This is a genomic window from Halorubrum shenae (genome assembly GCF_051194165.1).
Lineage (GTDB): Archaea > Halobacteriota > Halobacteria > Halobacteriales > Haloferacaceae > Halorubrum.
Map to the genome: position 1 here is coordinate 49,311 of NZ_JBLZNI010000015.1, position 22,413 is coordinate 71,723.

20 protein-coding genes and 6 pseudogenes are annotated in these 22,413 nt (G+C 55.2%); 11 read left to right on the forward strand and 15 right to left on the reverse strand.

Annotation, left to right across the window (positions count from 1 at the left end; genetic code table 11):
- Positions 1 to 25 precede the first annotated feature (25 nt).
- Both ACNS88_RS14385 and ACNS88_RS14390 read right to left on the reverse strand, forming a co-directional pair.
- A complete protein-coding gene (locus ACNS88_RS14385; protein WP_435099056.1) occupies positions 26 to 826 on the reverse strand; it encodes a hypothetical protein in 801 nt (266 codons plus the stop codon).
- A 2-nt stretch (positions 827 to 828) separates the two neighbouring features.
- Positions 829 to 1,209, reverse strand: a complete 381-nt coding sequence (locus ACNS88_RS14390; RefSeq protein WP_435099058.1) for a response regulator transcription factor — start codon at positions 1,207 to 1,209, stop codon at positions 829 to 831.
- A gap of 145 nt (positions 1,210 to 1,354) precedes the next feature.
- Here ACNS88_RS14390 and ACNS88_RS14395 point away from each other — a divergent pair, with 145 nt between their 5' ends.
- Positions 1,355 to 1,516 (forward strand): sugar phosphate nucleotidyltransferase, encoded by a 162-nt coding sequence (locus tag ACNS88_RS14395; RefSeq protein WP_435099060.1) that lies wholly within the window; start codon positions 1,355 to 1,357, stop codon positions 1,514 to 1,516.
- A gap of 174 nt (positions 1,517 to 1,690) precedes the next feature.
- Here ACNS88_RS14395 and ACNS88_RS14400 read toward each other — a convergent pair whose 3' ends face one another.
- The 3 genes from ACNS88_RS14400 to ACNS88_RS14410 all read right to left on the reverse strand — a co-directional run bounded on the left by ACNS88_RS14400 (position 1,691) and on the right by ACNS88_RS14410 (position 4,717).
- Entirely contained in the window at positions 1,691 to 3,001 is a 1,311-nt protein-coding gene (locus ACNS88_RS14400; RefSeq protein ID WP_435099062.1) for an RNA-guided endonuclease TnpB family protein, read from the reverse strand.
- Between the two features lie 2 nt (positions 3,002 to 3,003).
- Positions 3,004 to 3,396, reverse strand: coding sequence for an IS200/IS605 family transposase (gene tnpA, locus ACNS88_RS14405; RefSeq protein ID WP_267662825.1), 393 nt, complete (start codon positions 3,394 to 3,396; stop codon positions 3,004 to 3,006).
- A 148-nt stretch (positions 3,397 to 3,544) separates the two neighbouring features.
- Positions 3,545 to 4,717 (reverse strand): tubulin/FtsZ family protein, encoded by a 1,173-nt coding sequence (locus ACNS88_RS14410; RefSeq protein ID WP_435099064.1) that lies wholly within the window; start codon positions 4,715 to 4,717, stop codon positions 3,545 to 3,547.
- A gap of 180 nt (positions 4,718 to 4,897) precedes the next feature.
- Between ACNS88_RS14410 and ACNS88_RS14415 the strand changes: the two genes are divergently transcribed.
- Positions 4,898 to 5,731 carry a hypothetical protein gene (locus ACNS88_RS14415; protein ID WP_435099066.1) on the forward strand — a complete coding sequence of 278 codons (834 nt, stop codon included), beginning with the start codon at positions 4,898 to 4,900 and terminating at the stop codon, positions 5,729 to 5,731.
- Here the strand turns inward: ACNS88_RS14415 and ACNS88_RS14420 are convergent.
- Positions 5,723 to 6,562 carry a hypothetical protein gene (locus ACNS88_RS14420; RefSeq protein ID WP_435099068.1) on the reverse strand — a complete coding sequence of 280 codons (840 nt, stop codon included), beginning with the start codon at positions 6,560 to 6,562 and terminating at the stop codon, positions 5,723 to 5,725. The two genes, ACNS88_RS14415 and ACNS88_RS14420, sit on opposite strands and share 9 nt — an antisense overlap.
- Before the next feature lie 926 nt (positions 6,563 to 7,488).
- Here ACNS88_RS14420 and ACNS88_RS14425 point away from each other — a divergent pair.
- A complete protein-coding gene (locus ACNS88_RS14425) occupies positions 7,489 to 8,751 on the forward strand; it encodes a Cdc6/Cdc18 family protein (RefSeq protein WP_435099070.1) in 1,263 nt (420 codons plus the stop codon).
- Between the two features lie 280 nt (positions 8,752 to 9,031).
- On the opposite strand, the gene ACNS88_RS14430 is transcribed toward ACNS88_RS14425, so the two are convergent.
- A complete protein-coding gene (locus ACNS88_RS14430) occupies positions 9,032 to 9,355 on the reverse strand; it encodes a DUF6788 family protein (protein ID WP_435099072.1) in 324 nt (107 codons plus the stop codon).
- Positions 9,356 to 9,557: 202 nt separating this feature from the next.
- Between ACNS88_RS14430 and ACNS88_RS14435 the strand changes: the two are divergent.
- Positions 9,558 to 9,826 (forward strand): annotated as a pseudogene (locus ACNS88_RS14435) (restriction endonuclease); the annotation flags it as partial.
- 105 nt (positions 9,827 to 9,931) lie between these two features.
- On the opposite strand, the pseudogene ACNS88_RS14440 reads toward ACNS88_RS14435, so the two are convergent.
- From ACNS88_RS14440 to ACNS88_RS14465, 6 genes and pseudogenes are all read right to left on the reverse strand, one after another.
- Positions 9,932 to 10,066 (reverse strand): annotated as a pseudogene (locus tag ACNS88_RS14440) (PIN domain-containing protein); the annotation flags it as partial.
- Between the two features lie 28 nt (positions 10,067 to 10,094).
- Positions 10,095 to 11,372 carry an RNA-guided endonuclease InsQ/TnpB family protein gene (locus ACNS88_RS14445; protein ID WP_435099074.1) on the reverse strand — a complete coding sequence of 426 codons (1,278 nt, stop codon included), beginning with the start codon at positions 11,370 to 11,372 and terminating at the stop codon, positions 10,095 to 10,097.
- 101 nt (positions 11,373 to 11,473) lie between these two features.
- Positions 11,474 to 11,887 (reverse strand): annotated as a pseudogene (locus ACNS88_RS14450) (PIN domain-containing protein); the annotation flags it as partial.
- The gene (locus ACNS88_RS14455) at positions 11,884 to 12,480 is read right to left on the reverse strand and encodes a DUF7437 domain-containing protein (protein ID WP_435099076.1); all 597 of its coding nucleotides are present in this window, start codon (positions 12,478 to 12,480) and stop codon (positions 11,884 to 11,886) included. The pseudogene ACNS88_RS14450 and the gene ACNS88_RS14455, both read right to left, overlap by 4 nt.
- A 49-nt stretch (positions 12,481 to 12,529) precedes the next feature.
- Positions 12,530 to 12,682 (reverse strand): annotated as a pseudogene (locus tag ACNS88_RS14460) (DUF7558 family protein); the annotation flags it as partial.
- Positions 12,676 to 12,948: pseudogene (locus tag ACNS88_RS14465) on the reverse strand (biosurfactant protein 1); the annotation flags it as partial. The pseudogenes ACNS88_RS14460 and ACNS88_RS14465, both read right to left, overlap by 7 nt.
- 136 nt (positions 12,949 to 13,084) lie before the next feature.
- Here ACNS88_RS14465 and ACNS88_RS14470 point away from each other — a divergent pair.
- Both ACNS88_RS14470 and ACNS88_RS14475 read left to right on the forward strand, forming a co-directional pair.
- Entirely contained in the window at positions 13,085 to 13,636 is a 552-nt protein-coding gene (locus ACNS88_RS14470; RefSeq protein ID WP_435099078.1) for a DUF7342 family protein, read from the forward strand.
- A 15-nt stretch (positions 13,637 to 13,651) separates the two neighbouring features.
- Positions 13,652 to 14,140 (forward strand): hypothetical protein, encoded by a 489-nt coding sequence (locus ACNS88_RS14475; RefSeq protein ID WP_435099080.1) that lies wholly within the window; start codon positions 13,652 to 13,654, stop codon positions 14,138 to 14,140.
- On the opposite strand, the pseudogene ACNS88_RS14480 reads toward ACNS88_RS14475, so the two are convergent.
- Positions 14,137 to 14,331, reverse strand: a pseudogene (locus ACNS88_RS14480) (transcription initiation factor IIB family protein); the annotation flags it as partial. The gene ACNS88_RS14475 and the pseudogene ACNS88_RS14480 sit on opposite strands and share 4 nt — an antisense overlap.
- 420 nt (positions 14,332 to 14,751) lie before the next feature.
- Between ACNS88_RS14480 and ACNS88_RS14485 the strand changes: the two are divergent.
- The 5 genes from ACNS88_RS14485 (at position 14,752) to ACNS88_RS14505 (ending at position 20,655) form a co-directional block, all read left to right on the forward strand.
- Positions 14,752 to 15,585, forward strand: a complete 834-nt coding sequence (locus tag ACNS88_RS14485; protein WP_435099082.1) for a ParA family protein — start codon at positions 14,752 to 14,754, stop codon at positions 15,583 to 15,585.
- A complete protein-coding gene (locus tag ACNS88_RS14490; RefSeq protein ID WP_435099084.1) occupies positions 15,585 to 16,022 on the forward strand; it encodes a DUF7970 domain-containing protein in 438 nt (145 codons plus the stop codon). The genes ACNS88_RS14485 and ACNS88_RS14490 overlap by 1 nt, the downstream gene beginning before the upstream one ends.
- A gap of 200 nt (positions 16,023 to 16,222) precedes the next feature.
- Positions 16,223 to 17,449: a tyrosine-type recombinase/integrase gene (locus ACNS88_RS14495; RefSeq protein ID WP_435099086.1), complete on the forward strand. Its 1,227-nt coding sequence runs from the start codon at positions 16,223 to 16,225 to the stop codon at positions 17,447 to 17,449.
- A 336-nt stretch (positions 17,450 to 17,785) separates the two neighbouring features.
- Positions 17,786 to 19,618, forward strand: coding sequence for a GmrSD restriction endonuclease domain-containing protein (locus ACNS88_RS14500; protein WP_435099088.1), 1,833 nt, complete (start codon positions 17,786 to 17,788; stop codon positions 19,616 to 19,618).
- A gap of 740 nt (positions 19,619 to 20,358) precedes the next feature.
- A complete protein-coding gene (locus ACNS88_RS14505; RefSeq protein WP_435099089.1) occupies positions 20,359 to 20,655 on the forward strand; it encodes an AbrB/MazE/SpoVT family DNA-binding domain-containing protein in 297 nt (98 codons plus the stop codon).
- A gap of 376 nt (positions 20,656 to 21,031) precedes the next feature.
- Here the strand turns inward: ACNS88_RS14505 and ACNS88_RS14510 are convergent, their stop codons facing one another.
- Positions 21,032 to 22,210, reverse strand: a complete 1,179-nt coding sequence (locus ACNS88_RS14510) for a hypothetical protein (RefSeq protein WP_435099091.1) — start codon at positions 22,208 to 22,210, stop codon at positions 21,032 to 21,034.
- Positions 22,211 to 22,413 lie beyond the last annotated feature (203 nt).

The following is a 22,413-nucleotide window of genomic DNA, read 5'->3' on the forward strand; positions in this document are numbered from 1 at the left end:
TCCAACCGTACGCGCCGAGCGCTCCCTACGCGGCCGACCGGACGCGTGGGTCGGGATTCGACAGCGCGGCGATCACCCACGAGAGATCTGCCCCGCCGGCGACCGTGGTGAGATGTCGGACGACGAGCAGCGCCTGGCGTTGGAGCGCCGGCTCCCATGTCTCGAAGTCCGCGGCTGCGCGCTCAAAAAACGGGAGCGGATCGTCCTCAGCGACTCGGTATAACGTATCAACACCGAACACAGAGAATGCGGCCACGTTTCCTCGTAACAAGAGGTCAATACCGGCCGTTGCTCGGTCGTCCGTCTTTGCGGCGTACAGCGCTCGGGCGGCTGCAGCGCGTTCACGCGGGGTGTCGGTGCAGTGTCGTTCGAGCAGGTCCCGGTCTGGCGGCTCCTGAAGCAACGAGAGCCAGACGAGCGCGTGCAGTCGCTCCCAGTAGTCGCCGTCAACGAGTGCACGGCGGGACCGTATGTCGATCTCAAGGGCAGCCCCAAGATCCGCCAGCGACGCGACGTCGCCGCCGTCAAGCTCGCGGAGATACACGTCGAGCAGCGATTCGAGCTCGTCGCGCTCTGCTGCCGAGAACCCGGCAACCCACTCGTCCCACGCCGGATCGTCGCGACCGTAGAGCCGGTCGAGCAGCTCTCCACGAAGCCCGCTTCGGATCGGGTCACGCCGCCGTCGCCGCCGAGCCGCCCACAGTGAGTAGCCAATCGTCACAACCACGACTGCGAGCAGCAGCGATCCCAGCACGATAACCCCGATGGTAAGCACTCGCGAGAGCGGGAGTGACGATCCGATCAAGACGGCCGACGGTATGGGCACGATTACCTCTCGACAGCTCGATTGACACGCACGAGGAGTTCTTTTGGGCTGAACGGCTTCGTGAGATACTCGTCGGCACCGGCTTCGAGCCCATCGAGTACGTCCGCCTCCTGACCCCGTGAGGTGAGCATCACAACTGGGACAGTCGCGTCGACCGCAAGCTCACCGCGACGAATCGTCCGCAGCAGTTGCGTGCCTTTCATTCGTGGCATCATGATGTCGAGGATCACAACGTCTGGGGAGACGATTGAGTCGTTTAGGACCTGAAGACACTCCTCCCCGTCGTGACACACTGTCAGTTCGAAGCCCGCATTTGACAGTTTATGCTCGAGGATGGACCGGATTGTCTCATCATCATCCGCAATAACGGCCGACTTTGTCACGATTTAATCTCACCGTCCGACCACTTTATTCTACCGTGAACAAGTCCGAGCAGCAAAATGAATGCCAATCAATGATCCGTGCAGCGGACAGGGGTGGCTCGGTTACCGCGAGAGATTTAATATTCAGGAAACTGACTAGTTGTGTATGAGTGTAGACGCGGCCACTGCGGTGGTCTTGGCGGCGGGCAAGGGCCGACGGTTAGCACCGTTGATAAGCCGGCGATCAAACTCAATTGTGACCAATACGAATCGTCCGCTGCTTGAACACATCGTCTCGTTGATCGGCCGTGGCGGGTCGGCGATATGATCTCCATTCTACATATATTATACGAGGGACTCTGACCCCACTACCACGAGCACTAGGCCCCCGCCTTTTGGAGTTTGTTGGGGTCTTCCGTATTGTAATGTGGAAGGTAACGACCCCAAAGTGACATCCTCCTCGCCGTAAACGGCGAGGCTTCCCACGCATGGGGAATACCAGTTAGTCGTCGTCACCAGAACCGTCGGTTCTGGTTGGCTCACGAGACTTCGTCTCGTGAACGCTGGCAGAGGGTTCCGACTCTTCGTAGGCCGTGAGCGTCATCTGCGCTGGTACGCTCTTCTCACGGTGAGTCGTGGCGGTGTCACAACCGCTCCCATTCTGAGGCGAGTCATCGCGCTCCGCCTTGTCAAGCGGGACGCTCTCTCCCCACGGGTCAACCCGTCGTGCGATATTCGCGGAAGCGTTGATGTCGGCCTGAAACGTCGAAACGTGGCAGTCGCCGCTCGGACACCGAAACTCGGCTTGGGAGTCCCGCCGACCGATACGGTGGCACGAGTGACACGTCTGCGAGGTGTACGCCGGATTCACGTACTCGACCGGGATGCCTGCTTCCGTCGCCTTGTCCTCGATGCGCCCTTGCAGTCGGGCGAACGCCCACGAGTGAAGCCGACGGTTCATGTACTTCCCGTAGTCGAGACGCTCACGGATGTACGTCAAGTCCTCCATCACCAACACGGGATTCTCGTACTGCTTTGCGTACTCGACGGCTTGCCGAGACGCTTTCTCCACGATGTCGGTGAGCGCGTTCTGGTAGTGCGAGAAGCGGTCTTCGATACGCCACTCGGATGCGTCACGCTCTTGGAGTCGTTTCAGGGTCGTGTGCATCTCTTTGCGGAGATGCTTCGCTCTGCTTCCGCTACACACGAACGGGTCAGTCGGAGAACCATCCTTGAGGGCACAGCCCGTGATGAGGGCGGTTTCTCCGATGTCTAAGCCGATGTGCGTGGCGTCACCGTTTGTCGCTGGTTCTTCGACCGGGTACTCGACGGTGACGTGCAGTACCCAGTTCTTCCGGTGCTGTTGAAGCCGTATTTCGCCCGCCTTCGCGTCCTCCGATACGAGGTCGTGCCAGAGGTCTTCCTGTTCAGGGTTGATGCGGAGCGGTATCCAGAAGTTCGTTCCCCGACCGGGACGCGGAACCCACCACGTGAACGCGTAGTCGCGTTCTTCAGAGTGGTCGAACTTCGCGGCTTGATTCGTGAGCCGTATCGGGTGGCCGTCGTCCAACTCCTTGGCGTTGTACGTCTTGCGGAGTTTCGGAACGTAGTTGCAGAGAGCGGCCTTGGCCTGATACGGGAGGTCGTAGGGCGTCACGATGTCGCTCACCGCCGACATGGTACTCGCTCCGGCGTCGAACGCTTCTTGCAGACCGTCACGGTAGGTTTCGAGCAGGTCGTTGAGTTTCGACTGCTTGTGCGCGGTGGGTGGCGCGAACGTCGCCTGCAACGTTTTCGTGACGGTCGTGGACATCGCTACTGCTCCTCCACGTACTTCATGAGTACGTCGATGCTCACTTGGCCGGTGGTGGCGAGGAAGTATCCCGGTTGCCAGAACGCCTTGTCGAGCGCCTGCCGAACCTCGGGATTCTCGTCACGGATTTTGCGGGACGTGACGCCCTTGAGCGAGTTGATGAACTTGGTGAGGTCGGTCGTTGGCTTCGCTGTGAAGAGGATATGAACGTGATCGCTTCCGCCGTTGACGTTCTGGATGTTCACGCCGAAGTCTTCTGAGATGTCGCTGGCAATCTCACCGACCCGTTCTGCGATTTCGTCGGTGAGGAGGTCTGCGCGGTACTTCGTGACGGTCACAAAGTGATATTGGAGCGCGTGGACCGTGTGCGACCCGGTTTCGAGGTTGTACTTCATTTGGCCGTACTGATTTCTACATACCCAATTTTAATAAAGATTTGCAGTCGTGGGGTATTCGGCCTGTAACCGACGGTGGAACGTGTAGGAGTTGTCGGCTTCACGCCCGCCGTAAACGACGGGATTCTCGCCTTGAAAAAAGATAGGTTCAAAACAGCGACTCTAACTCCCCATCGCTATCCATCAGGTCCGAGAAGTGATCCTCGCTTTCGTCGGTGATCTCACTGATGTTCTCCTGTGCCTCGATAGCGATCTGCTGCAGCTCTTTCACTCGTGGAACGTTTGTCACGCCGCCGAGCAACACAAGCGCTGCGACTGTCCCGTCTCCGCGTCGCGGGTAGTCACCACCGCGAACCTCCATCGAGCCAGTCTGCTCTTCGAGCCACTTGCGGCCGTGCTCAATTCCTTTGCGGTTGAGATACTCCGGCGGGCCGGCGACGACGAGCAGCGCCCGTTCCGTCCCGTTCACCTCACAGGGCAGCGTGAGTCGACCAAGCGTCGCCTTCCGGACAAGACTCGTAACTCGATTCGTCGTCTCCGTGCTGTCAACCTCGGTACCAGAATTGCCGCGAAGCCGCGAGAGCAACCCGTTCCGCTCCGGCTCGTCCACTTCGACATCGGCGTACCCGAGTGAAGAAATTCCACCGCCTTTGAGCGTATTAATGATCTCCGAGGAGTCAACCACGCTTTCGGCGACGTCGCTCCCCTTGGTCACCTCGCCCGCGCTGAAGAGCACACCAAATCGGCGTACCAGCTCCTTGTTGATCGCGGCGAACCCCTCCCCAACGGACTCGCCTGAGCTGCGCCAGGCGTCGTTATCGAACAGCATGAGATTGTCCACTTCATCAACGAACGTTTTGAGCGACCGAGCAGCGTTTAGTGTGTAGATCCCTCCCTCGTCGCTGCCGGGCAAGATCCCCAGCCCGTACACCGGCTCGGTGTGGATCCGCTTGAGGTTCTTGGCGATTACGGGTGCGCCACCCGACCCAGTCCCACCGCCGAGCCCTGCAACGACCAGGAACGCGTCGATCTCATGGACCGGCACCGAGTCAAGCGCTCCTTGGATCTCGTCGATGTCTTCCTCGGCAATTTCCGCGCCCAATTCGTTGTCTGCACCCACTCCGTGGCCCTTCACGCGCGCCTGGCCGATCAGAATCCGACGGTCCTCAGGGAGACGGTCGAGCCCGCTGAGGTCTCCCTTCGCCGTGTTGACAGCGATCGCCCCACGAACGACATCCGCACCGGTTCGCGCGTCGTACGCCAAGAACTCGTCGACCACTTTCCCACCCGCCTGTCCGACCCCGATTAATGCGAGTTTCATGGGAACACCCTACGCGAAGACACGCAGGCAAGGCGCATAAAGGTTAGAAAACCGTGATGTCCAAGCCGCTCCTTCTACACGTCATATTGAATATCAAAACGTAAGTATCGGTTGAGTGAACCCATCATGTGAATGCGTTCGTGGCTCCCGACGTCTCCGCCTAGCCCGCCACAGTTTGATGTGGAAGTTGCGCAGACGCACCTCCGTCGATTACTCGAACCGCTTACTACCGTTGACGGGCAGGCAAAGCTCACAGTTAGTGATGATGCGATCGTGGTCACCAGTGTCGATGACGCGATCATCACAGCTGTCGAAGCATCTCTTCATCAAAACCTGTGTCACGAGTACGAAGCAGCACCAGGGACCATTGAGTTCGATCCGGTCGCATTACGGGATGTTCTTGCTGCTGCACGTGATGACGATGAGCTTGCACAGTTCAGTTACGCGCCGGAAGAATCAACGCTGAGGCTAGCGCTGCCATCGGTCGTGCACACACAAACCGTTGCTGCCGATGTTACTGTTGAGCGGCCGGATATTGACGGGTCCCCGGACAGTGCAATAACGTACCACGCCCGTGACGACGTCAGTCACGCGCTCGAATACTTTGCAGACCACTCACCAGTTGTTGCGTTTGGATACGATGAGAGCGGTGATGAGTGCTACCTCGAAGGAGTATCGACGAGTGAAACCATCCTGGAGACCAAGACTCGATATAGGTGTGCGCGCGAACAGCGAGCGCGTTCGTCAACCCCTGAGTCGGTACGTTCAGCGTTTTCGACTGCCAAACTTCGAGCTATTGTCGGGACAGTACCGTCAGACACGGTGATCCGAGCTGAGTACGCAGACGCGTTTCCGATTCGACTTGCGTGGGGTCTCACTGGTGGGCGCGGCATCGTTGAAGAAACACTCACAGAGGTGACAGTCCTACTTGCCCCACGCGAGGATTCAGACACACCTGCAACAGAGTTAGAACAGACGTCCAGAGTTGATCGGGTCAAAAACGCCTTATTTTGAATTTTGAGCAGGTTGCAATGAGTTGGGGGTGAGCCGAGCCGGCGAACGAGAGCTGAACGCTCCACGCACGAGCCCGTACACAGAGCCAAAGACGACACCGTACCCGGCTAGCGCAACCAGAGTTCCAAGATGGAGGAGAGGAACGTCGCTCCCGATGACAACAGCAAGTGGCACGGGGACGACGAGCAGCCACACCCCGACTCCGATAACGAAACCTAGGGTCGTCGTCGAGACTGGATCAATCCGTATTGGTTCAGACACGGTGAATTCGAGTAGTACCCCACAGATTACACCGAGCGCCCCGCCGGCAAGAATCGTTAACAGGCCACCGACAAGCACGCTGGCGCTCCCGACAAGCCCCGCTGCAACCGGGAAGCCACTCTGGACGCTAATGACGACCCAAAGTACAAGCGTCGCGAGTACGCTGGCAAGCCCCGTTGCGAGTAACATGACAAATGCGTGTTCAAGCGGTCGGCGAGCAACGGGTGCCACGCGCCGAATGCGACCTGCTGTCCAGAACCCGGTAATGGCGATCAAAAAGACCGCAATGGATCCGAACACGCTCGCCTCGTACTGAGCTCTGACGGCCGGGCGATCAAGCGTATAGTGGAACCCAAACAGGTCTACCCACGGCGTATTGTGGAACGCATACAACGTCTCGACGAAGACAGGAGCAATATTGTGCAAGTCAGGGATGAGTCCCCAGACACCTCCAAGTGGGATTAGCCAAATAGCATGCTCACGATCAAGGTCGTACCGGAGGACAACTGGCACCGCTGCGGTGAGCAAGCATGCGGCACCAATCAAGAAGTGAGCGATGGCGGGAGCCATATGTGGTTGTCTACGGAAGAAACCAAAAATCCCCTACAGAGGGTAGCCGTAGGGGAGCCGATTCACTCGCATATCACAAACACATGCATCGAAGATACTGGTCTTAGGACTTCGAATTGTGACTGAGACACCTGGCGGTGAAGTACAGTTTGGAACCATAGCGTCGAAAGTACCATCCACGATGGATGGAGCCGACAGCGCTACCAGAGCGCTGTCACATCGTGTGCCAATCGTTCCCCTCGGAAAGGGGGGGAAGGGAGGGGAACGATCGAGAATAACTGTATTGTGTTCTCATAAAACTCTGTTGAAATGTTTGTGAGTATGTACGTCCAACCGACTGGCAGTAACGAGGTTCTACTAGAACATATAATTTAAGCTATGCTTCTCTGCGTCAACGATGCATATTACAGGAACTCGTGTCCGTACGGGACTCACGATCTTCACCTGCTGTCATCGGCACATTCCGTTCCTCACCGTTTCGAATCAGCTCCGACGAAGACACGTCCTTCCCCTCCCACCCCAGATTGTAAGTGTTCTCACGGCTGTTAGGGTCCCCGTGTGGTTTACTGACCAGAGAAACTTAATATAAAAGCCGGGTAAACAGACACTTTTTCACACCCCTAATTGTAAGTGTATACCTGCTTCTCAAAGCTCTTTCACTATGAATTTCAGCTTTCTATTGTACTGCACTAAATTACCTTTACCCATAACTATATAATTTATAATATAAGCAGAAGTAGATTCAACAACACAACAGCAAATCAACCAAGACAACAATCGACACTCACCTAGAACCGGCCTCACAGTTTCAACTTGTGGAACACTTACAATCCGGGGTGTGTGTGTTCAAAAGGGTCAAGAACAGCTACAACACTTACAACACTTACAAGGTAGGGTTTCAAGTATATCGGCTTACATGACGTGGTATGGACTCCCCATTCAAGGGTGCAAACGATATTTTTCAAACGAAGGAACCCTTCGAAGAGGCATACCATCCTGACGAGATTCTTGAGCGGGACGAGGAGATCGAGACATTTGCTGCGGCTCTACAAGACGTGCTTGATGGCTTTGGACCGCCAAACGTGTTCATTTACGGCCAGACAGGCGTCGGGAAGACTGCTACGACTCACAAAGTTACTGAGTATCTTGAAGCCGACGCCACAGAGGCAGGCGTGAACCTCAGTGTCTTTAGTATCAACTGTAATAAGCGAGACACGACCTACAAAGTCATTACACACCTTGCCAACGAACTCTACTCAGAAAAGACGTTCAAGCAAGGCCATCACCCAGACACACTCTGGGATCATATCTATACCGCACTCGATGAACTTGGCGGAAGTATTCTGGTTGTCCTCGACGAGATCGACAAACTCGGCGAAGATGAGGAGCTCCTATACGAATTTCCTCGAGCGAACGCAATGGGCGAGCTTGAACACGCAAAGGTAGGTATCATCGGTATTAGCAACAATTTCAAATTTCGCGAGAGTCTTTCGCCGCGAGTCAAATCTACACTAACCGAACGAGAGATTCAGTTCTCGCCGTATGACGCGAATGAACTCCGAACAATATTGGACTACTACGCAGATTTAGTCTTCTATGAGAACGTTCTTAGCGATGATGTTGTTCCGTTGTGTGCAGCGTTCACTGCTCAAGACACGGGCGACGCTCGAATGGGACTTGACCTTCTGGAGACTGCTGGCGATATCGCCCGTCATGAGGATGCTGATCATGTCGTTGAGGAGCATGTCCGACTTGCCCGCTCGCAAGTCGATCGGGCGAATACTGAACGGATTGTCAATAACCGCTTGACTGTCCAGATGCAGGCTGTCTTGGTCGCGACGACGTTTCTTGACGTTGACCAGAGTGCGGACGCCAAAGTCAAAACCATCTATTCGTTCTATAAGGATCTCTGCGATCGCCTCGATATCGATGTGCTTTCTGAGTCCCGCGTGCGGGATCATCTAGATACGCTTGACATGTTCGGTCTTCTCGAAACGGAAGAAGTGAATCTCGGCCGTCGTGGCGGGCGGTCGTATATTTACTCGATTGTGGATGAGCCACGGGTTGTCGTCGAGACGCTCTACAATATGGACCGCTTCGAAGATCTCTTCGGCGACAGTGCCGAGGAGTTCTTAGACACGTACGAGGCCGACACACGCAGCGATATTCAGACAAAACTTGGGCTGTGAACTACAGATACACTTGCAAGCCGAGGCGCATGATCTGAGCGGTTAAACACTTACAATCTGGGGGGTCGACGCCAGATAGAACACTTACAATTAGGGGTGTGTGCGAGATGCACCAGGTTTGTGTGTCGGCCTTCCAATAGTCTTCTATCTCTCGAACCACGATCCTGATTCAACGACGCGCTATACAAGAATCGAGTTGATTCCGTACGGAGCGGAGTCTCGACAGGTGTTGATTCTGTTTCAGGCGAGATTGGGCTGAACAATAGAGCTTCAACAGATCCTATCTATCCGAACTGACCGGGCCCTTATACTGAGAGCGGACTTTGTCCCCTTCCCGCCACTGCCAGTAGTAGTAGCGATTATCGTTGATCTCTTTGATTGTGATTGTCGCTTTTGTAGGGACGTCGTCCGGGAGGTCGTCTTGTCGCTCCTCCACCTCGTCTTGGTCCGCCTCTTCCTCAAGACGATCTTCACGTTGCTTGTGTTCGGCTAGCGCTTCGGCGTACGTGGCAACGTCATGGAGGCGCTCCGGAGTAGACTCGTTGAGCGTGTTGACGATCTCCGTTGTGAGGCTTGCCGGTGGAGTCGGGGGTTCGCAGGACATCGGATGCTCTCTTATTAACCAACAAGAACCGCAATCCATAATCTTGTTGGTTAAAGTTAGCAGTGTCGGCCTACAGTCGCTATCTGTGGCATTGCTCGCAACTTCTATTCGCACCTCAAGAACAGGTCACGTCGTAAACCACAATATCCCAACTCAGCGATGCCGTGGGAATCCTCGCGCTTCAGCGCGGGGAGGATGTCAATGTCTGAACTGTGGACGATCGCCTGCGACAGCCATCTCAAAACCGAGCGGCTGGAAGGTGAGCCCGTCTGTACGGGCTGTGCGGTGACCGAACGGTTCGCACTAAAGAAGAAATACTTCTATGACGAAGAGAATCTCGAGACGTTTCGCGAGGAGTACGACGCCATGCCGCTCCACGAGAAGGCGATGGAGAACAAGCTCTTGGCTGGGGGAAGCGTGGTCGCGACGCTGCTCGTCGTTGGACTCCTCGTCATCGACGGTATCATCTGAGCGGATCGGTGTTCACGCTGGCTCAGCGACCAGTTCTTCGAGCGGACAGTTCAGCGACCAAGGGCTTTCGAGTGTCCTCTTCCACCGAATCAGACTAAAAATCTGTCAACTGTTGCCGCTGATCAGTTCCTCAATGAACCGGAAGCCGTTCACGAACGTCACCGAGTCACCATACCCCTCGCTCGCGAGCACGGTTTCGGCCCCCTCGCCAGCCGCGATATCGGTCGTATGAACCACTTCGGGGACAAGCCCCGAGGCTTCCCGTGGATTAGTCGGACACTCCCATCCGACCATCGGTCTTATCGCCTCGGGCGGTCGGGTGGGTCACGGTCGGGGCGTCCACGGCCCCCGATGCCTGCCGTCGCACCTTCCTAACTTGGGGAAGACTGTTGAGAGCAGGCACATTCCAATCTTGATGCTTCTCAATGCCTTTCACGGCGATGTTGACGCTTACACTACGGTCGCTGTGATCTTGATGCCCACAGTCCTGACACTTGAAACGCTTCTTGTTGCGATTCGAACGTTCTGTATGCCTACACATAGGACACCGCTGACTCGTGTACTCGGGGTTAATCCACGCAGTCGGAATCCCCTCGAACGCGGCCTTGTACGACGTATAGTGTTGGAGGGAGCGGAACGGGAGGTGGTGCAAGCGTCGGTTCATCCGCGTGCCGTAGTCGAGATCGTCGCGCATCTCTTTGAGGTCTTCAAAGACGATACACGCCTTCTCGAACTGCTGGCTCCACTCCACGATGTGCCGAGACGCCTTGTGGAGTCTGTCGCGGACAAACTGTTCTTCACGCCCTTCCAGCGTGTCGTGGATACTCGGCTTCCCCGCGTTCTGGACGCGCTTCCGCATCGTAAAGTAGCGGTGGCGTTCGAACTTGACCTCTGGAAAGTCGATAAGCAGCGTGTCTTCGACGCCATCCGCCGAGAGCGCGGTGAGCGCCACGTTGTCCTCGTTCACGTCTACACCGACGACTGTCCGTGAGTCCTGCTTGTCGCGAACTGTCTGCTCGGTGTTTGTGATGTTGACGTGCAACTCGGGATTGCTGTTGTAGAACAGGGCTTCCGCCGTTCCAATCTCCCACTCGTCACTTTTGAGTGCGGCTTTGAGGATATCGAGGTGGGTGTCACTCCCTTCGAGGACGCCCTTGACGTGTTTGTACGGCTTTGTACTGATGCGGAATACCACGTCGCCGTCGTCGGTGAACGATAGGTTATACCCTTCCTCGTAGTTTGCACGAAGCGGATACGCGCCGTCTTTGGTGTGGCTCGGCTGGCCGAAGTCGTCGTACTCGTAGTAGTTCTCCATCGCACCGAGTGCTTTAGCAACGACACGCTGTGTCGTGTTTTTCACGAGGTCGGTGTCGTCGGCCACACGGTCAGGAATTGCGCCCCAGTCTACCCCCTCTTTGGCGAGTCGAATGGTTTCATTGTACGCCGACCGTGCTTCAAGGGTGGCGTCGTACAGCAGACTCTCGTTGTCACTCTGGATGTTCAGTTGGAAATCCAGTGTTTTCACGAGAGTTTGATCGTGTGTCATTCGCTTTGGTCTTATGTAGCGGTGTGGTGTTCTTCAATATCAGCCATCCACGGTGAAAGTGGAACACGTACCCGAGCTTACAGCCTTCACCTCGGAACAAACCCGGAGCCACTCAGCCTGCTCCGCCTGTAGATGTACACATCGGTCGCCGTCCCTGTACTGAGGTGCTGGGCAGCTAAAGCGGCGAGGGCGGCGTCGGCACGCTCGACCTCGTCGGCAGGGCGGTCGTCGGCGTTCGCGATGTATCGCTGGACACCGTCCATCACCCGCGAGACGACCGGCTCGGAGAACTCGAGCGACGCCGCGATAGTCGCCCAGCCCTCGTCGATTGCGGTGTCAACCGGCACTTCCTCAACGTCGGGCTCGTTGACGGTCAGCTCCTCGTATACCCGCTCGGGCAGGACGAAGGCGATGTCGTTCCGGCGAGCGAACTGCCGAACGGCCTGATAGCGGCTGTTCGAGGGCTGTCCCATCGCGACGAACAGGCCGGTATCGGCGATGTGGAGCCGACTCACGCGTCGCCAGTTTCGTCGCCGTCGATGTCCAACTCATCGAGCCCCGTCCCTGCTTCCTCGATGTCGTAGTGCTCGTGGACCACAGGCCTGAGCGCCTGCAAGATCATCTCCGCGGCTAGCGGCGAGATGTCCAGGTCTTCGGCCATCAGTCGGTGTGTCACCTCGCCGCGTTCGCGGGCGGCCGCGTAGGTGAGCGCGGTCGCGAGGCCGGCGACGCCGTGGCGGTCGATGTAGATGTCGATATCGGCGTCCGTCTCGCGGCGGCCGACGGCGTCGATCAGCGCCGGCGTGATCGTGTACTCGCGGTCACCGGCGGCCGTCGTCACTGTCAGGTCAATCTCCCGGGCGGCGTACCGGCGTGGCTGCTCGTCGTCGGTGATGTCAACGACGCCGGCGTCGACGAGCCGGCTGACGTAGCTATAGGCCGTTCCCTGGGCAAGTTCGAGGTCGTCCATTACGTCTTGGACGGTCGCCTCCCCCTCCTGAGCGAGGTACGCATACAGCTGGGCCAGCTGTGGCTCCTCGAGGAGATCGGCGACCGAGAGGAAGTCCTGGACGATGTCGCCGTCGGCGCGGTTTGAGGTGCGTGACACGATTCGTTCTTAATTACAGTTTACAGCGAAACAGTAAAGAGAGTTTGGGTCACTCTGCCGCCGTCGCGACGAGATGCTCTTCGATCTCGCGCGTCCAGTACGTCGCGAGGCCACCCGGACTACAGCGGGCGCACAGCTGTAACGGGCCTTCCAGATGCCCGAGTTCCACGCGGAACCGGGTGAGCGCCGCGAGCGTGTCGACGCTCCCTCGTCCGTGCTAGTGGCGTCACTTCCGAGATAGTTGGTGAGACAGAACCGGCATTTCGTCTGGCTGTCTGGGACTGACGCCCCACAGGACCGGCACTCGCCGTCGGTTACCGTCGGCGCATCAAGGTAGCCACTAGCGCTCGTCGCGACGCTTTGCCGCTGGGTGTCTCCCTCACAGTCTTCGTCCAGCCTCGTGTCCGGAATGTGGGACGCCTCGCCGGTCGGCCGCAGTTCCTCACAGTCAGAATACCGGTTGTACATCGGTTGGCTCGTAGGTTTCGTCGGTTTCGTATTTCAACCTCGGGACGCCCTCGCTCACAACGGCTTCTCGATTATGCGAGAGAGTACAAACATATATATGAGGATGAAGCTAACACTGTCGCAAGAGGTGCCAAGTATGTCCGAATCTTCGCGAGATGGGGTCCAGTCGTGGACTGAGTCGATGAGTGCCCGCGACCGTATTCGGGCGGTCGCCGAGACGCTTCGCGAACCGCGGTCGGTCAATTGGGTCAGCGAGCAGGCCGATGCCGCCTGGAGTACAACCAACGAGGAGCTCCAGGATCTCGTCGACCAGGGCCAGTTGCGTCGCGTCGAGGCCGGCGAGACGACACGTTACCAGCCGGACTACACACGTCTGCTCTTCGAGGAGATCCGGACGCTCATCGAGGCGAACACGCGCGAGGAGCTTCGCAATGAACTGGCCGCGATCACCGAGGAAATCGAGGAATGGCAGGCGACCTACGATGTCGAGACATGGGAGGAGCTCGAACAGTCGCTCGCCGACGGCGACCTCGCAAGTGCCGAGCTGCGCGACCGTCGCGACGTCATCGCGTTCTGGCGTGAGAACGTGGAGGATCGCCGCCTCATCAAGCACGCACTGAAACTCTACTCCGACGTCGAAGCCGCCCGCGAACAGATGACCGACGTGGCTGACCGCGCCACGAGCTAATCTCTCTTTCACAGAATGATCTTTCTCGCTGGTCGCGACCGCTATACACAGCGGACCCTCCTCCGAGATGTCCACGACCGATTGACGAACCAGCCTGGGTGTGAGGACGTGCGCTATCGCCCGTCTCGACGCCGACCCCGGTACGTCATCGCGGATGTCGATCCGACGACGTTCTTGGGTGACTCCTACGACGCGGCGACTGCACGACTGGAAATTCGCTTCTGGTACCCAGCCGGCGTCGACCACGAATACTACCGCATCAACTGGGTCGAACCGGACCGGAACCTGATGCTTGGCTTCCACCAGGACGCCGATCACCCGGATCTTGGGCCTTGTCACATCCAACTCAATCACGAAGACACGCCGGTTGATCGGCATCGCGTGTCGTTTCTCGATGCGCACCCACTCGCCGTCCTTGATGACCGACTACAGGAGTTCCCGGCAGCGGTAGAAGCGATTAGCTGGGAGAACGGGACGCCCTCGCTCCCTACCTGGCCGGTCTAGACCGCGAGTTCATCGAGTGTCTGGTGATGTGTCCGGACAGTCGTTGGCGTGACGTTCCCTGTCTCCGCGACATCGCTTTGTGTCACCCACTACCCCTGCTCCTGCCCCGCTTTGTAAAGGCAAGCTGCGGCGAACTCGACCGGATGGACGCCCGTCGTCACGCCGCGCTCTTCGGCTTGCTCCGCGGTGCACCAACATCGCGGTTTTCCGACGACAACGACCGACAGAACCATCTGAGCGCTCTCGCTTGCGCCTTCGCGAGCGCCCTATCGGGCGCGAGCGAGAGCGCGCCTGCATAAGGTGGCCCCAACCAGCACCGCGCGGCGACCCGCCCGGGGCGAGCGGCCAGCGCATTCCCCGTTCGCCGCGAGCGTGTCGACGACCAGTCCACAGCCGTCACAGACAAAATGATCGCGCCCCTGCGACTATTGAAGAGACCACAACAAGGGGACTCGAGTGTTTCCTGCTAGATGCTTTCGTTGCCATTTCTATATTGTCTAATTAGTTGTGCTGTATGGACATACTAACTAGTTGTACTGGCTAGTACAACTAACCATACTAACTGATTTGTCTGACGCAAATTTATGACGAATGGGTCTAACAACTGAGACATGCTCACGTACACGACATACAGCGAAGCTGGCGGCGTCGGAAAGACGACGCTCGCGTCGAATCTCGCCGACGCGCACGGCCAGCACGATCGGGATGTCCTGGTAATCGATCTCGACCCACAGAACGGCTCGTTAACGTATCTACTCGGCGTTGACGCTCCACGTGATGATAGCAACGCAGACAACATCGCGCGCCACCTTATCGACCGACCGAAGGGTAACTTCGAGGACCTCATTTTTGAGACACCATTCGGATTCGACCTTGTCCCGAGCCACAATATGCTGGAAAATCTGGCCGACCTCCTTGCCCGCGCCTCCTCGATGGCAGACGATCTTGGCGAAGAGTTCGAGCGCCATGATCAGCTGCGGCAGGTCCTTCTTAATGCAGGTATCCCCGAAAAGTACGATACGATCGTCGTCGATCCGCCGGCCACTGCAGGTCCCCACCTCTACAATGCGATTGGCGCGACGCGCTCGCTGGTGATCCCGCTGGAACCGACAGGAAAGGGGATGCAGTCGATCGAGGGATTACAAGATGTCGTTCAAGGCTTCGAGGAGACGGTCGGTGTCACTGTCGGCGTTCTTGCAGTCGTGCCGAACGGCGTCGGACGGACGACGGACCAACAACGCTACCTGACCCGTATCCGCGAGTTAGGATACGACGCGCCAGTAGCTATTGGTGAGCGGTCGTCGCTGTTCGAGGGGTGCTGGGACAAGCAGACGACAGCATTCGCGTACGTCAACGAGCATCGCTCCCGGAAGCGCGATCACGAGATGGAGACGCTCGAGCAGTTACACGAGCTCGCTACCCACCTCGAAGAGGTGAGCGCCTGATGCCGAACGGAATGAAGTCCGGAAGCGGCGATGACCCGTTCGCCGAGGACGACCCTGTCGACGATGAGCCCGACAAAGATGCCGTGGATACAGACACAGACTCTGCCGATCCGTTCGATGAGGACTCGACAACGCCAGAGCCTGAGCCGACGTCGACGACGCTACCAAGTATTCCTGAGCACCCGGCAGACGAATCCTCACAGTTGCCGTGGATCCACCGTCGCGATGGAGTAAAAGACGATCGTAGTCACAAGACAATCCACTACACGGAACACACGGTGAAGCGCGAGCGTCGAGAGCTTAGGCCTGCCCTCGAAGAACAACTCGGCGACGACGTCGAACTCACTGACGCCCGAGAGGCGGCATATCTCGTCGGAATGGACCATCTAGACGAGGTCGCCGACGTACTTCGAGAGTGGGGCTACGATATCGAGTAGCCCTCAATTTTGTATATCGCTATATGATTTATTACTTTTGAGCATGCTTTCTCCGATTAGTTGCTTATTTCGTGTGTCTCCAACAGACATGCGTATAACCAATACTATTATACTACTGTCAAATAGACGCTATCCCATGAGATCATCAGGCTTAGAATCACAACAGGAGGCAGCACGCGGGGTTCTCTCCCGAGATCTCCGTGAGTGACCAAACCTACAACTGGTCGAGGAAATCACTCGACGAACTCGTCGATTTCTACGAGCGCGAAATCGCCCGTGAACGCCAGCTCGAGGGATACGATCCAAACAAGGATATTCCGTCCTACCAGTGGCTCGTTGAGCACGGCTACAGCGGCCTGCAGTACGCTGTTCGAGAACACCACAAAATGACGCTCTCCGAGTTCTTCGAACAGGCTGTTGGACTTGGCGACGGTGGTTCAGCCGACAGCTTGTCGTGGCCAATCGACAACGAGCAGATGATCGAGTATCTCGAACAGTACTTCCGGTCACAGCAACGGGGGTCGGCTGCGGAGAGCACCCTCCAGTCAAAGCGCTCGCGGCTCGGCCAGTTTCTTCGCCACTACGAGGACCTTCACGGGACGGCCGCGATCGTTTCTCGCATCACTGATGTAGCTGACCAGCCTGAAGAGATTCAGCGCGTCACAGCCGTCTTTGACGTTCTCGATGAAGAGCTGGAGAGTAATGATTCGAAGCGGCGGTACCGATCTGACATTGACGACCTCTACAGCTGGCTTGTCGATCGTGGCTACGGCGCGTTCAATCCCGTTCGATATGACCATGAGTGGGACGTTGCCAAGCGCGATAACCCCGCGCTTGCGCCCGTACAGGTCGGATCTCTTGCAGTTGCGACTGAGAATACAGAAGAGCGGCTAATCGTCTTAGGGCTGTGCGCGTGGGGCTTACGACGGAGCGAATTAGCAAACCTCCACGTTGAGAACGTAAACCTTCAGGCAGAGTCACCGTATCTCTCTTTCGACACGCGAAAAAACGGTCCTGGAACAGTAGCGCTGATCTACGGCCAAGATATCCTTGAGGATCGGATCGCACAGCTGTCGGATCGCCAGGGATGGGACGGGTATCTGTTCCCCTCACCAGACGCTCGGCGTGACCATGTGACCGGTGAGACGCTCAATCGCCGATTTAAGTCGATCGCTGCGCGTGCGGATGCGCATGTTCGCGGTGAGCTCCCGACATCGAAGATGGGACGTCGGTTCTGGTACAGCGCGTACGCTGACGCCGTCGAGACGGTGATCGAGCGTCTCCAGAGTGTAGCCCACGAACAGGGCAGCAGCGATCCGATGGTTGTGTTTCGAAACTACCTCTCTGAGGAGAAGCGTCGTGAGTACCTTCGTGAAGCAATGCGTGACCGGCTTGCTGAAGCGTTCGATCACGATGCTGAAGGGTAAACCAACTCTGGTTTGTGAGTCCCCCTATACTGACCGTATCCGGAGCAGAACGTATCACTAGCTCAGAATTTCAATAGAGCGGCTCTGCTGAAATCCTCATGAGTTGATAGGACCGGCGTGCGGGATACGGGGAGTAGCTTGGTCACAACTTTGCGAGTCACAGTAACAGATCGTAGTTCGGGCGAATAACTCCGACGCCAGAGCAGGCTGGTTTGTCAACTCCCACGTATAGATACTAGTACGTGCCAGTTGACGAACCTCGTCATCGTCGGTAGGTTTATCGACTCTACAAGAGTCACGACAAGATATAACGGTAATTCGAGTGATAAGCAAGATATGGTTAAATCGGAGAACCCTGGAACGAAAAACGTGAGTGAGTTGATGAAGGATGTTGATTCTGGAGACTTCGTTATCCCCTACTTTCAGCGGGGATTCGAGTGGGAGCCCTCGATGGCGTCAGAGCTCTTTCAGTCGATACTCCAGGATTATTACACGGGCTTGCTTCTGTTCTGGGATCTAGACGAAACCAAAGCAGAACAAGAGGAGTGGGATCCCGTATGGGGCGCTTCTATTGAGGGCATTCCTCAACAGGCCGTGCTGGATGGTCAACAGAGGTTGTCATCACTCTACTACGCGATTTATAATCCGGAGAAGAAGTTCCCCAGCCGGAAGTCTTACTACGTGTTCTATCTTGACTTGGTGAAAGCTCTGAATGAGGAGTACGACGAAGCGATTCCCTACAAGTACTTCAGACATCACCGTGACTGGGATGATTTGAAGGATCGAGACGAGTGGATTGAGGAAGGGAGAGTTCCACTCTGTGTTTTGTCAGCTACAGATCCGGAGAATCCGGACAATAGCTACATTAATTCCAGGGAATTCAACCAGTGGTCAAAGCGCTTCATCGAAGAGCACTCAGACGTTCTGCCAGAGGACGTGATCGAGTTCAAAGTGAGGGATATGTTCCAGCGAATTCTCAACTACAACTTCGTCCATTACCCACTGAGCTCTGACCGAGACATCAGGGACATCTGCAATATTTTCGCTAAGGTGAATGCGAGCGGGATGACGCTGTCAACTTTTGATTTGATGAATGCGTTCCTGTACCCGTATGGAGTGGAGCTACGGAAGGATCTGTGGGAACGCGAAGTCCCCGAGGCGCTGAAATCGATGGACTCCAGTATGAACATCAATATCCTGAAGATCATTTCGCTCCGGAAACAGAACTACTGTTCTTCGAAGTATCTCTACAACCTGATCCCTGGCGAAGAAACAGTACGCGAGGAACCAGATGGTACTCGGTATGAGGAAATCCTAGTGGGATCCGGGGCAGCGTTCGAAGAGCTATGGCACACGGCTGTCGACTATGCCGAAGAGGCCCGCTCAATCATTATGAACACGGGCGGCCGTGATTTCGGAGCAATTCGAGAAGAGTACATCCCATATGGGACTATGCTTCCGGTTATTGCGGCTGTCCTTTGGGAGTACGACGGCTCTGTCGATGACCCCGAGTTCCGAACGATGCTGAAACGGTGGTACTGGGCTGCTGTCTTCTCAAAAGACTACGGTGGTTCCTCAGACACGGTAATGGGGAGCGATTTCCGAGATTGGAAAGAATGGATTTCCCAAGGGAAGACGATGGAACAGATCGCAAAGGTCGATGCTGAATTCATCGAAGAACTCGATTTGAAAAGCACTGACAAAGGATCTGGGCGATATAATGGCGTGATCTGTTTGCTCGCATTGAACGGGCCGAGGGACTTCTATCGTGGAAACATCTTGGGGACTGGTGATTTTACTGACCATCGCATCAATGATCATCATATCTTCCCGAAGAAGGTACAGGAAATTGATCAAGAGAAAAGACAATCTTTTGACCTCTATCGTGATTCAATAGTGAACCGCACGCTGATTCTGGATGAGACCAATAACAAAATCAAGCGAAAGAAACCTTCTGACTACGTTAAAGAAATGATAGAGACGCACGGCAGTGAAGAAAAAGTAAAGAGCCTACTGCAGGAGCATTTCATCTCTGAATCTGCGTATGAATGTTTGCTCGACGATGACTTTGACAACTTCGTCATCGAACGAGAAAAAGAAATCAAACGCCACGTGATAGAGAATATCGGCATTGAGGAAGGACATTCTGATGAGATCATCAGAGACTGATAGAAAATGTGAGTTAAGTCTAGAGGATGTATGCCACACCCCTGGTTCATGATCGCAGACGGCTCGCAAGCGGATCGGACGATATAGTCGCGGGCGACCGCTAGGTCTCCCGCTGCTGACTAAGAGGTCGGAGAGGGAATCGGGAGAAGAATTGACGTAGAACTTTGATGGGAGGATAACGAAATTGAGCCGACCGAGTGAGAGAGGGTTACTGACCTCGGAGTCCCAGCATCGCAACCCCGAACGCTCCGGGGATTACGACGAGAATCAGGGCTCCAGTGATACACTCTGTGTATGGAACGATTTCAGGAACGCCAAATCTCCCGGTCGTAAATCTCCAGAGTACACCAGGGCATTGACTGACAAGAGGTGCTGCTGCCTCGTTCCGTGCACTACTGACTTTTAACCCAACTGCGAAGAACAGAAAAATCGCTAACGGAATCCCGATCAATGCCGTTCTCAGATCCATATCGACCATTTTCTGATTACAAATTTATTCGGCATCGGGATATAATTTCTTCGTTGAAACATCTGCTCAATTAGTCTGAAGACCTCTCCAAGAGGGGTTTACACACTCTTTTGTCCTAAACCGCCGCGATTTAATTCACATCGAAGACCGAACTATTGAGCTATACGCGCTCTGTATTCAGCACGGCTGTAAGAACATATTACCGATTGAGGATTTCAACAGTGCCAATAGAGCCAAAAATCAAAGTAGCGCTAAATCTACCTCAGTACTTATGAGCAACCCTGGTAACGGAATAATTGTCACAGTCACGAGCACGGGGGAAGCGACGATCCCCCAAGAGTTCCGTGACAAACTTCATATCAACACACGGGGGCGAGTCCGGTTCATTGAAAATGAGGAGGGAGAGATTGTAATTCAACCAGTCAAGCGCCCGTCGGAACTTCGCGGTGCACTTGCATCTGAGGACGAGGAAGAAGAGAAATCAGCCACGATGGAGCTCCGTGATGAGCGAGATAGAGATAAACAGAAGGATGATGAGAAGTTGGGACTGTCGAAGCAAGATGGATGATGGTCATTTTCGATGTCGAGGCATCACGTGCTTTTTCGTTTGACGAGATAAGAGTAGGCGAGTCGAAATCAATCTCCACTAGGGGGCTCCGTTGAAGTCTTATTGCTCAAACGATTCTGTTGAAATTGTTGAGAAGTGATATATTCTGGCCAGAGTGTGGTCAGTACAGAGAGTTTATGAGCCACGACAACGTATCACAACCTTGGCGGCCTCAATAACTGGTTGGGGCTATGGGGAGCGTCTGAGGCCATCGCTCCCGGTGATTTTGGATAACGTACGAATGGCTTTTCCGTGTTTCTGATACCTGTCCACTACTGAGGTTGTACCCTTCAGCGACCAGCTGTTTCAGACAAGAATATGTCTGATGAATAGGATTTCAACAGAACCCTTTGATTCGATTCAAAAACACCTGCAGAACAGTTTCGTATACGTCCTGCTGCTCTGAGAGTGACAGTCCAAGAATCTCACCCATGACAATCTCGTCGATTGCGCGTATCTTCTTATTGACGGTTGCTACCGAAACATCACTGGGGTGTGTGGATCCAAGCATCTCTGTGAGATCTCGAACAGGCTCTGTCTGAAGTTCGTTAGCTGCTGTACGGAGAGACCGTGCTGTCGATGGTGATATCTCACGTGTATCTATTATGGGGAGATTCGCTGTCGTCGAAACAGACATTTCCAAGCAATTACCCCCTCGCTGTGAGCCATAAAACTCGGTGAGAAGGGTACCAATGCTCGAATTTAGAAAGGCAAACAGGAGCTTCGTCTGTGACTCATCATTTGGAGTGACACAAATGAATCGCTTATCGACACAAGCGTCAGACTCATTGAGGGCAGTATAATGCCGTTTACTTATTCCACAGGGGCGAAGAAGCCGTCCGTGTTTCATATCTCGTTGTGGAATTGAGTCGACTGAGCTCCCTTCCCGCTCTAAGATAAATTGTTCAGCTTGACTCCCTGCAATGGACTCGCTATCGAACTCAACTACCCGATATTCCACGTCAGATTCGCTGATCAGAAACATCGGATTCTGCTTATTGAGTCTGACGAGTGGGTGTGTGTGTTCCTTCTCAATTGGTTTGTCAGTGAGCTCTTCAGCGGTCATATAGTACTCCGCATTATTCTTCGATGTGAACCCCGTTTTTACACTCGCGAGTTCACAAAGGCGAGCGGAAAATTCGGATTCAAGCCGTTCCATATCAAACTCAGGTGCTGTGAAATATCGCGTCCATGGTTCTTCCTCAGTTAGCTCATCCTGAGAGCAATCTCGATATCTGAACGCCGGACTATCTCTCTGTGACTCCTCGGTTACTACTCTAAGAAGAGAGCCAAACTCGTAGTTTTCGTGAAACCAATTAAGTGTCTCATCGAGTTTGATGAATGAAACAGTATTCTCAGCCCGAGCCGAATCTTTGCTCTCTTGAGTCAAGAGAAGAATGACCGTCGTGATCTCTGCCTGCGGAATAATTCGCTCAACTGCGGATCCGATAACTGCCTCAATACGATAGTTTTGTAGCAAATGCCGCTTCACGTATCTTCCGTATCTCTTGTTCACATTCGTCTTTAGCTAAGCGAAAAACCGCATGACAGCAGCGGCTTATCGAGGCTACTTTTTGAGAGGAATGAGGAGGCGGCAAGTGTGCACCAAGACGCCTCCTCATCGAGAATCATGCGTCGGCTTACTACACTGTTTCCCTCTGAGTTCCTTGAAGAGCACGCCGAGGAACTCGGCGTGGTCGAACGGGAGGGGAAGCTTCA

Bases quoted from the DNA above. Each gene is read 5' to 3' on its own strand.
- ACNS88_RS14395 (WP_435099060.1), top strand. From the start codon at position 1,355: ATGAGTGTAGACGCGGCCACTGCGGTGGTCTTGGCGGCGGGCAAGGGC.
- ACNS88_RS14400 (WP_435099062.1), bottom strand. From the start codon at position 3,001: ATGTCCACGACCGTCACGAAAACGTTGCAGGCGACGTTCGCGCCACCC.
- tnpA (WP_267662825.1), bottom strand. From the start codon at position 3,396: ATGAAGTACAACCTCGAAACCGGGTCGCACACGGTCCACGCGCTCCAA.
- ACNS88_RS14410 (WP_435099064.1), bottom strand. From the start codon at position 4,717: ATGAAACTCGCATTAATCGGGGTCGGACAGGCGGGTGGGAAAGTGGTC.
- ACNS88_RS14420 (WP_435099068.1), bottom strand. From the start codon at position 6,562: ATGGCTCCCGCCATCGCTCACTTCTTGATTGGTGCCGCATGCTTGCTC.
- ACNS88_RS14425 (WP_435099070.1), top strand. From the start codon at position 7,489: ATGGACTCCCCATTCAAGGGTGCAAACGATATTTTTCAAACGAAGGAA.
- ACNS88_RS14430 (WP_435099072.1), bottom strand. From the start codon at position 9,355: ATGTCCTGCGAACCCCCGACTCCACCGGCAAGCCTCACAACGGAGATC.
- ACNS88_RS14445 (WP_435099074.1), bottom strand. From the start codon at position 11,372: ATGACACACGATCAAACTCTCGTGAAAACACTGGATTTCCAACTGAAC.
- ACNS88_RS14470 (WP_435099078.1), top strand. From the start codon at position 13,085: ATGTCCGAATCTTCGCGAGATGGGGTCCAGTCGTGGACTGAGTCGATG.
- ACNS88_RS14475 (WP_435099080.1), top strand. From the start codon at position 13,652: ATGATCTTTCTCGCTGGTCGCGACCGCTATACACAGCGGACCCTCCTC.
- ACNS88_RS14485 (WP_435099082.1), top strand. From the start codon at position 14,752: ATGCTCACGTACACGACATACAGCGAAGCTGGCGGCGTCGGAAAGACG.
- ACNS88_RS14490 (WP_435099084.1), top strand. From the start codon at position 15,585: ATGCCGAACGGAATGAAGTCCGGAAGCGGCGATGACCCGTTCGCCGAG.
- ACNS88_RS14500 (WP_435099088.1), top strand. From the start codon at position 17,786: ATGGTTAAATCGGAGAACCCTGGAACGAAAAACGTGAGTGAGTTGATG.
- ACNS88_RS14505 (WP_435099089.1), top strand. From the start codon at position 20,359: ATGAGCAACCCTGGTAACGGAATAATTGTCACAGTCACGAGCACGGGG.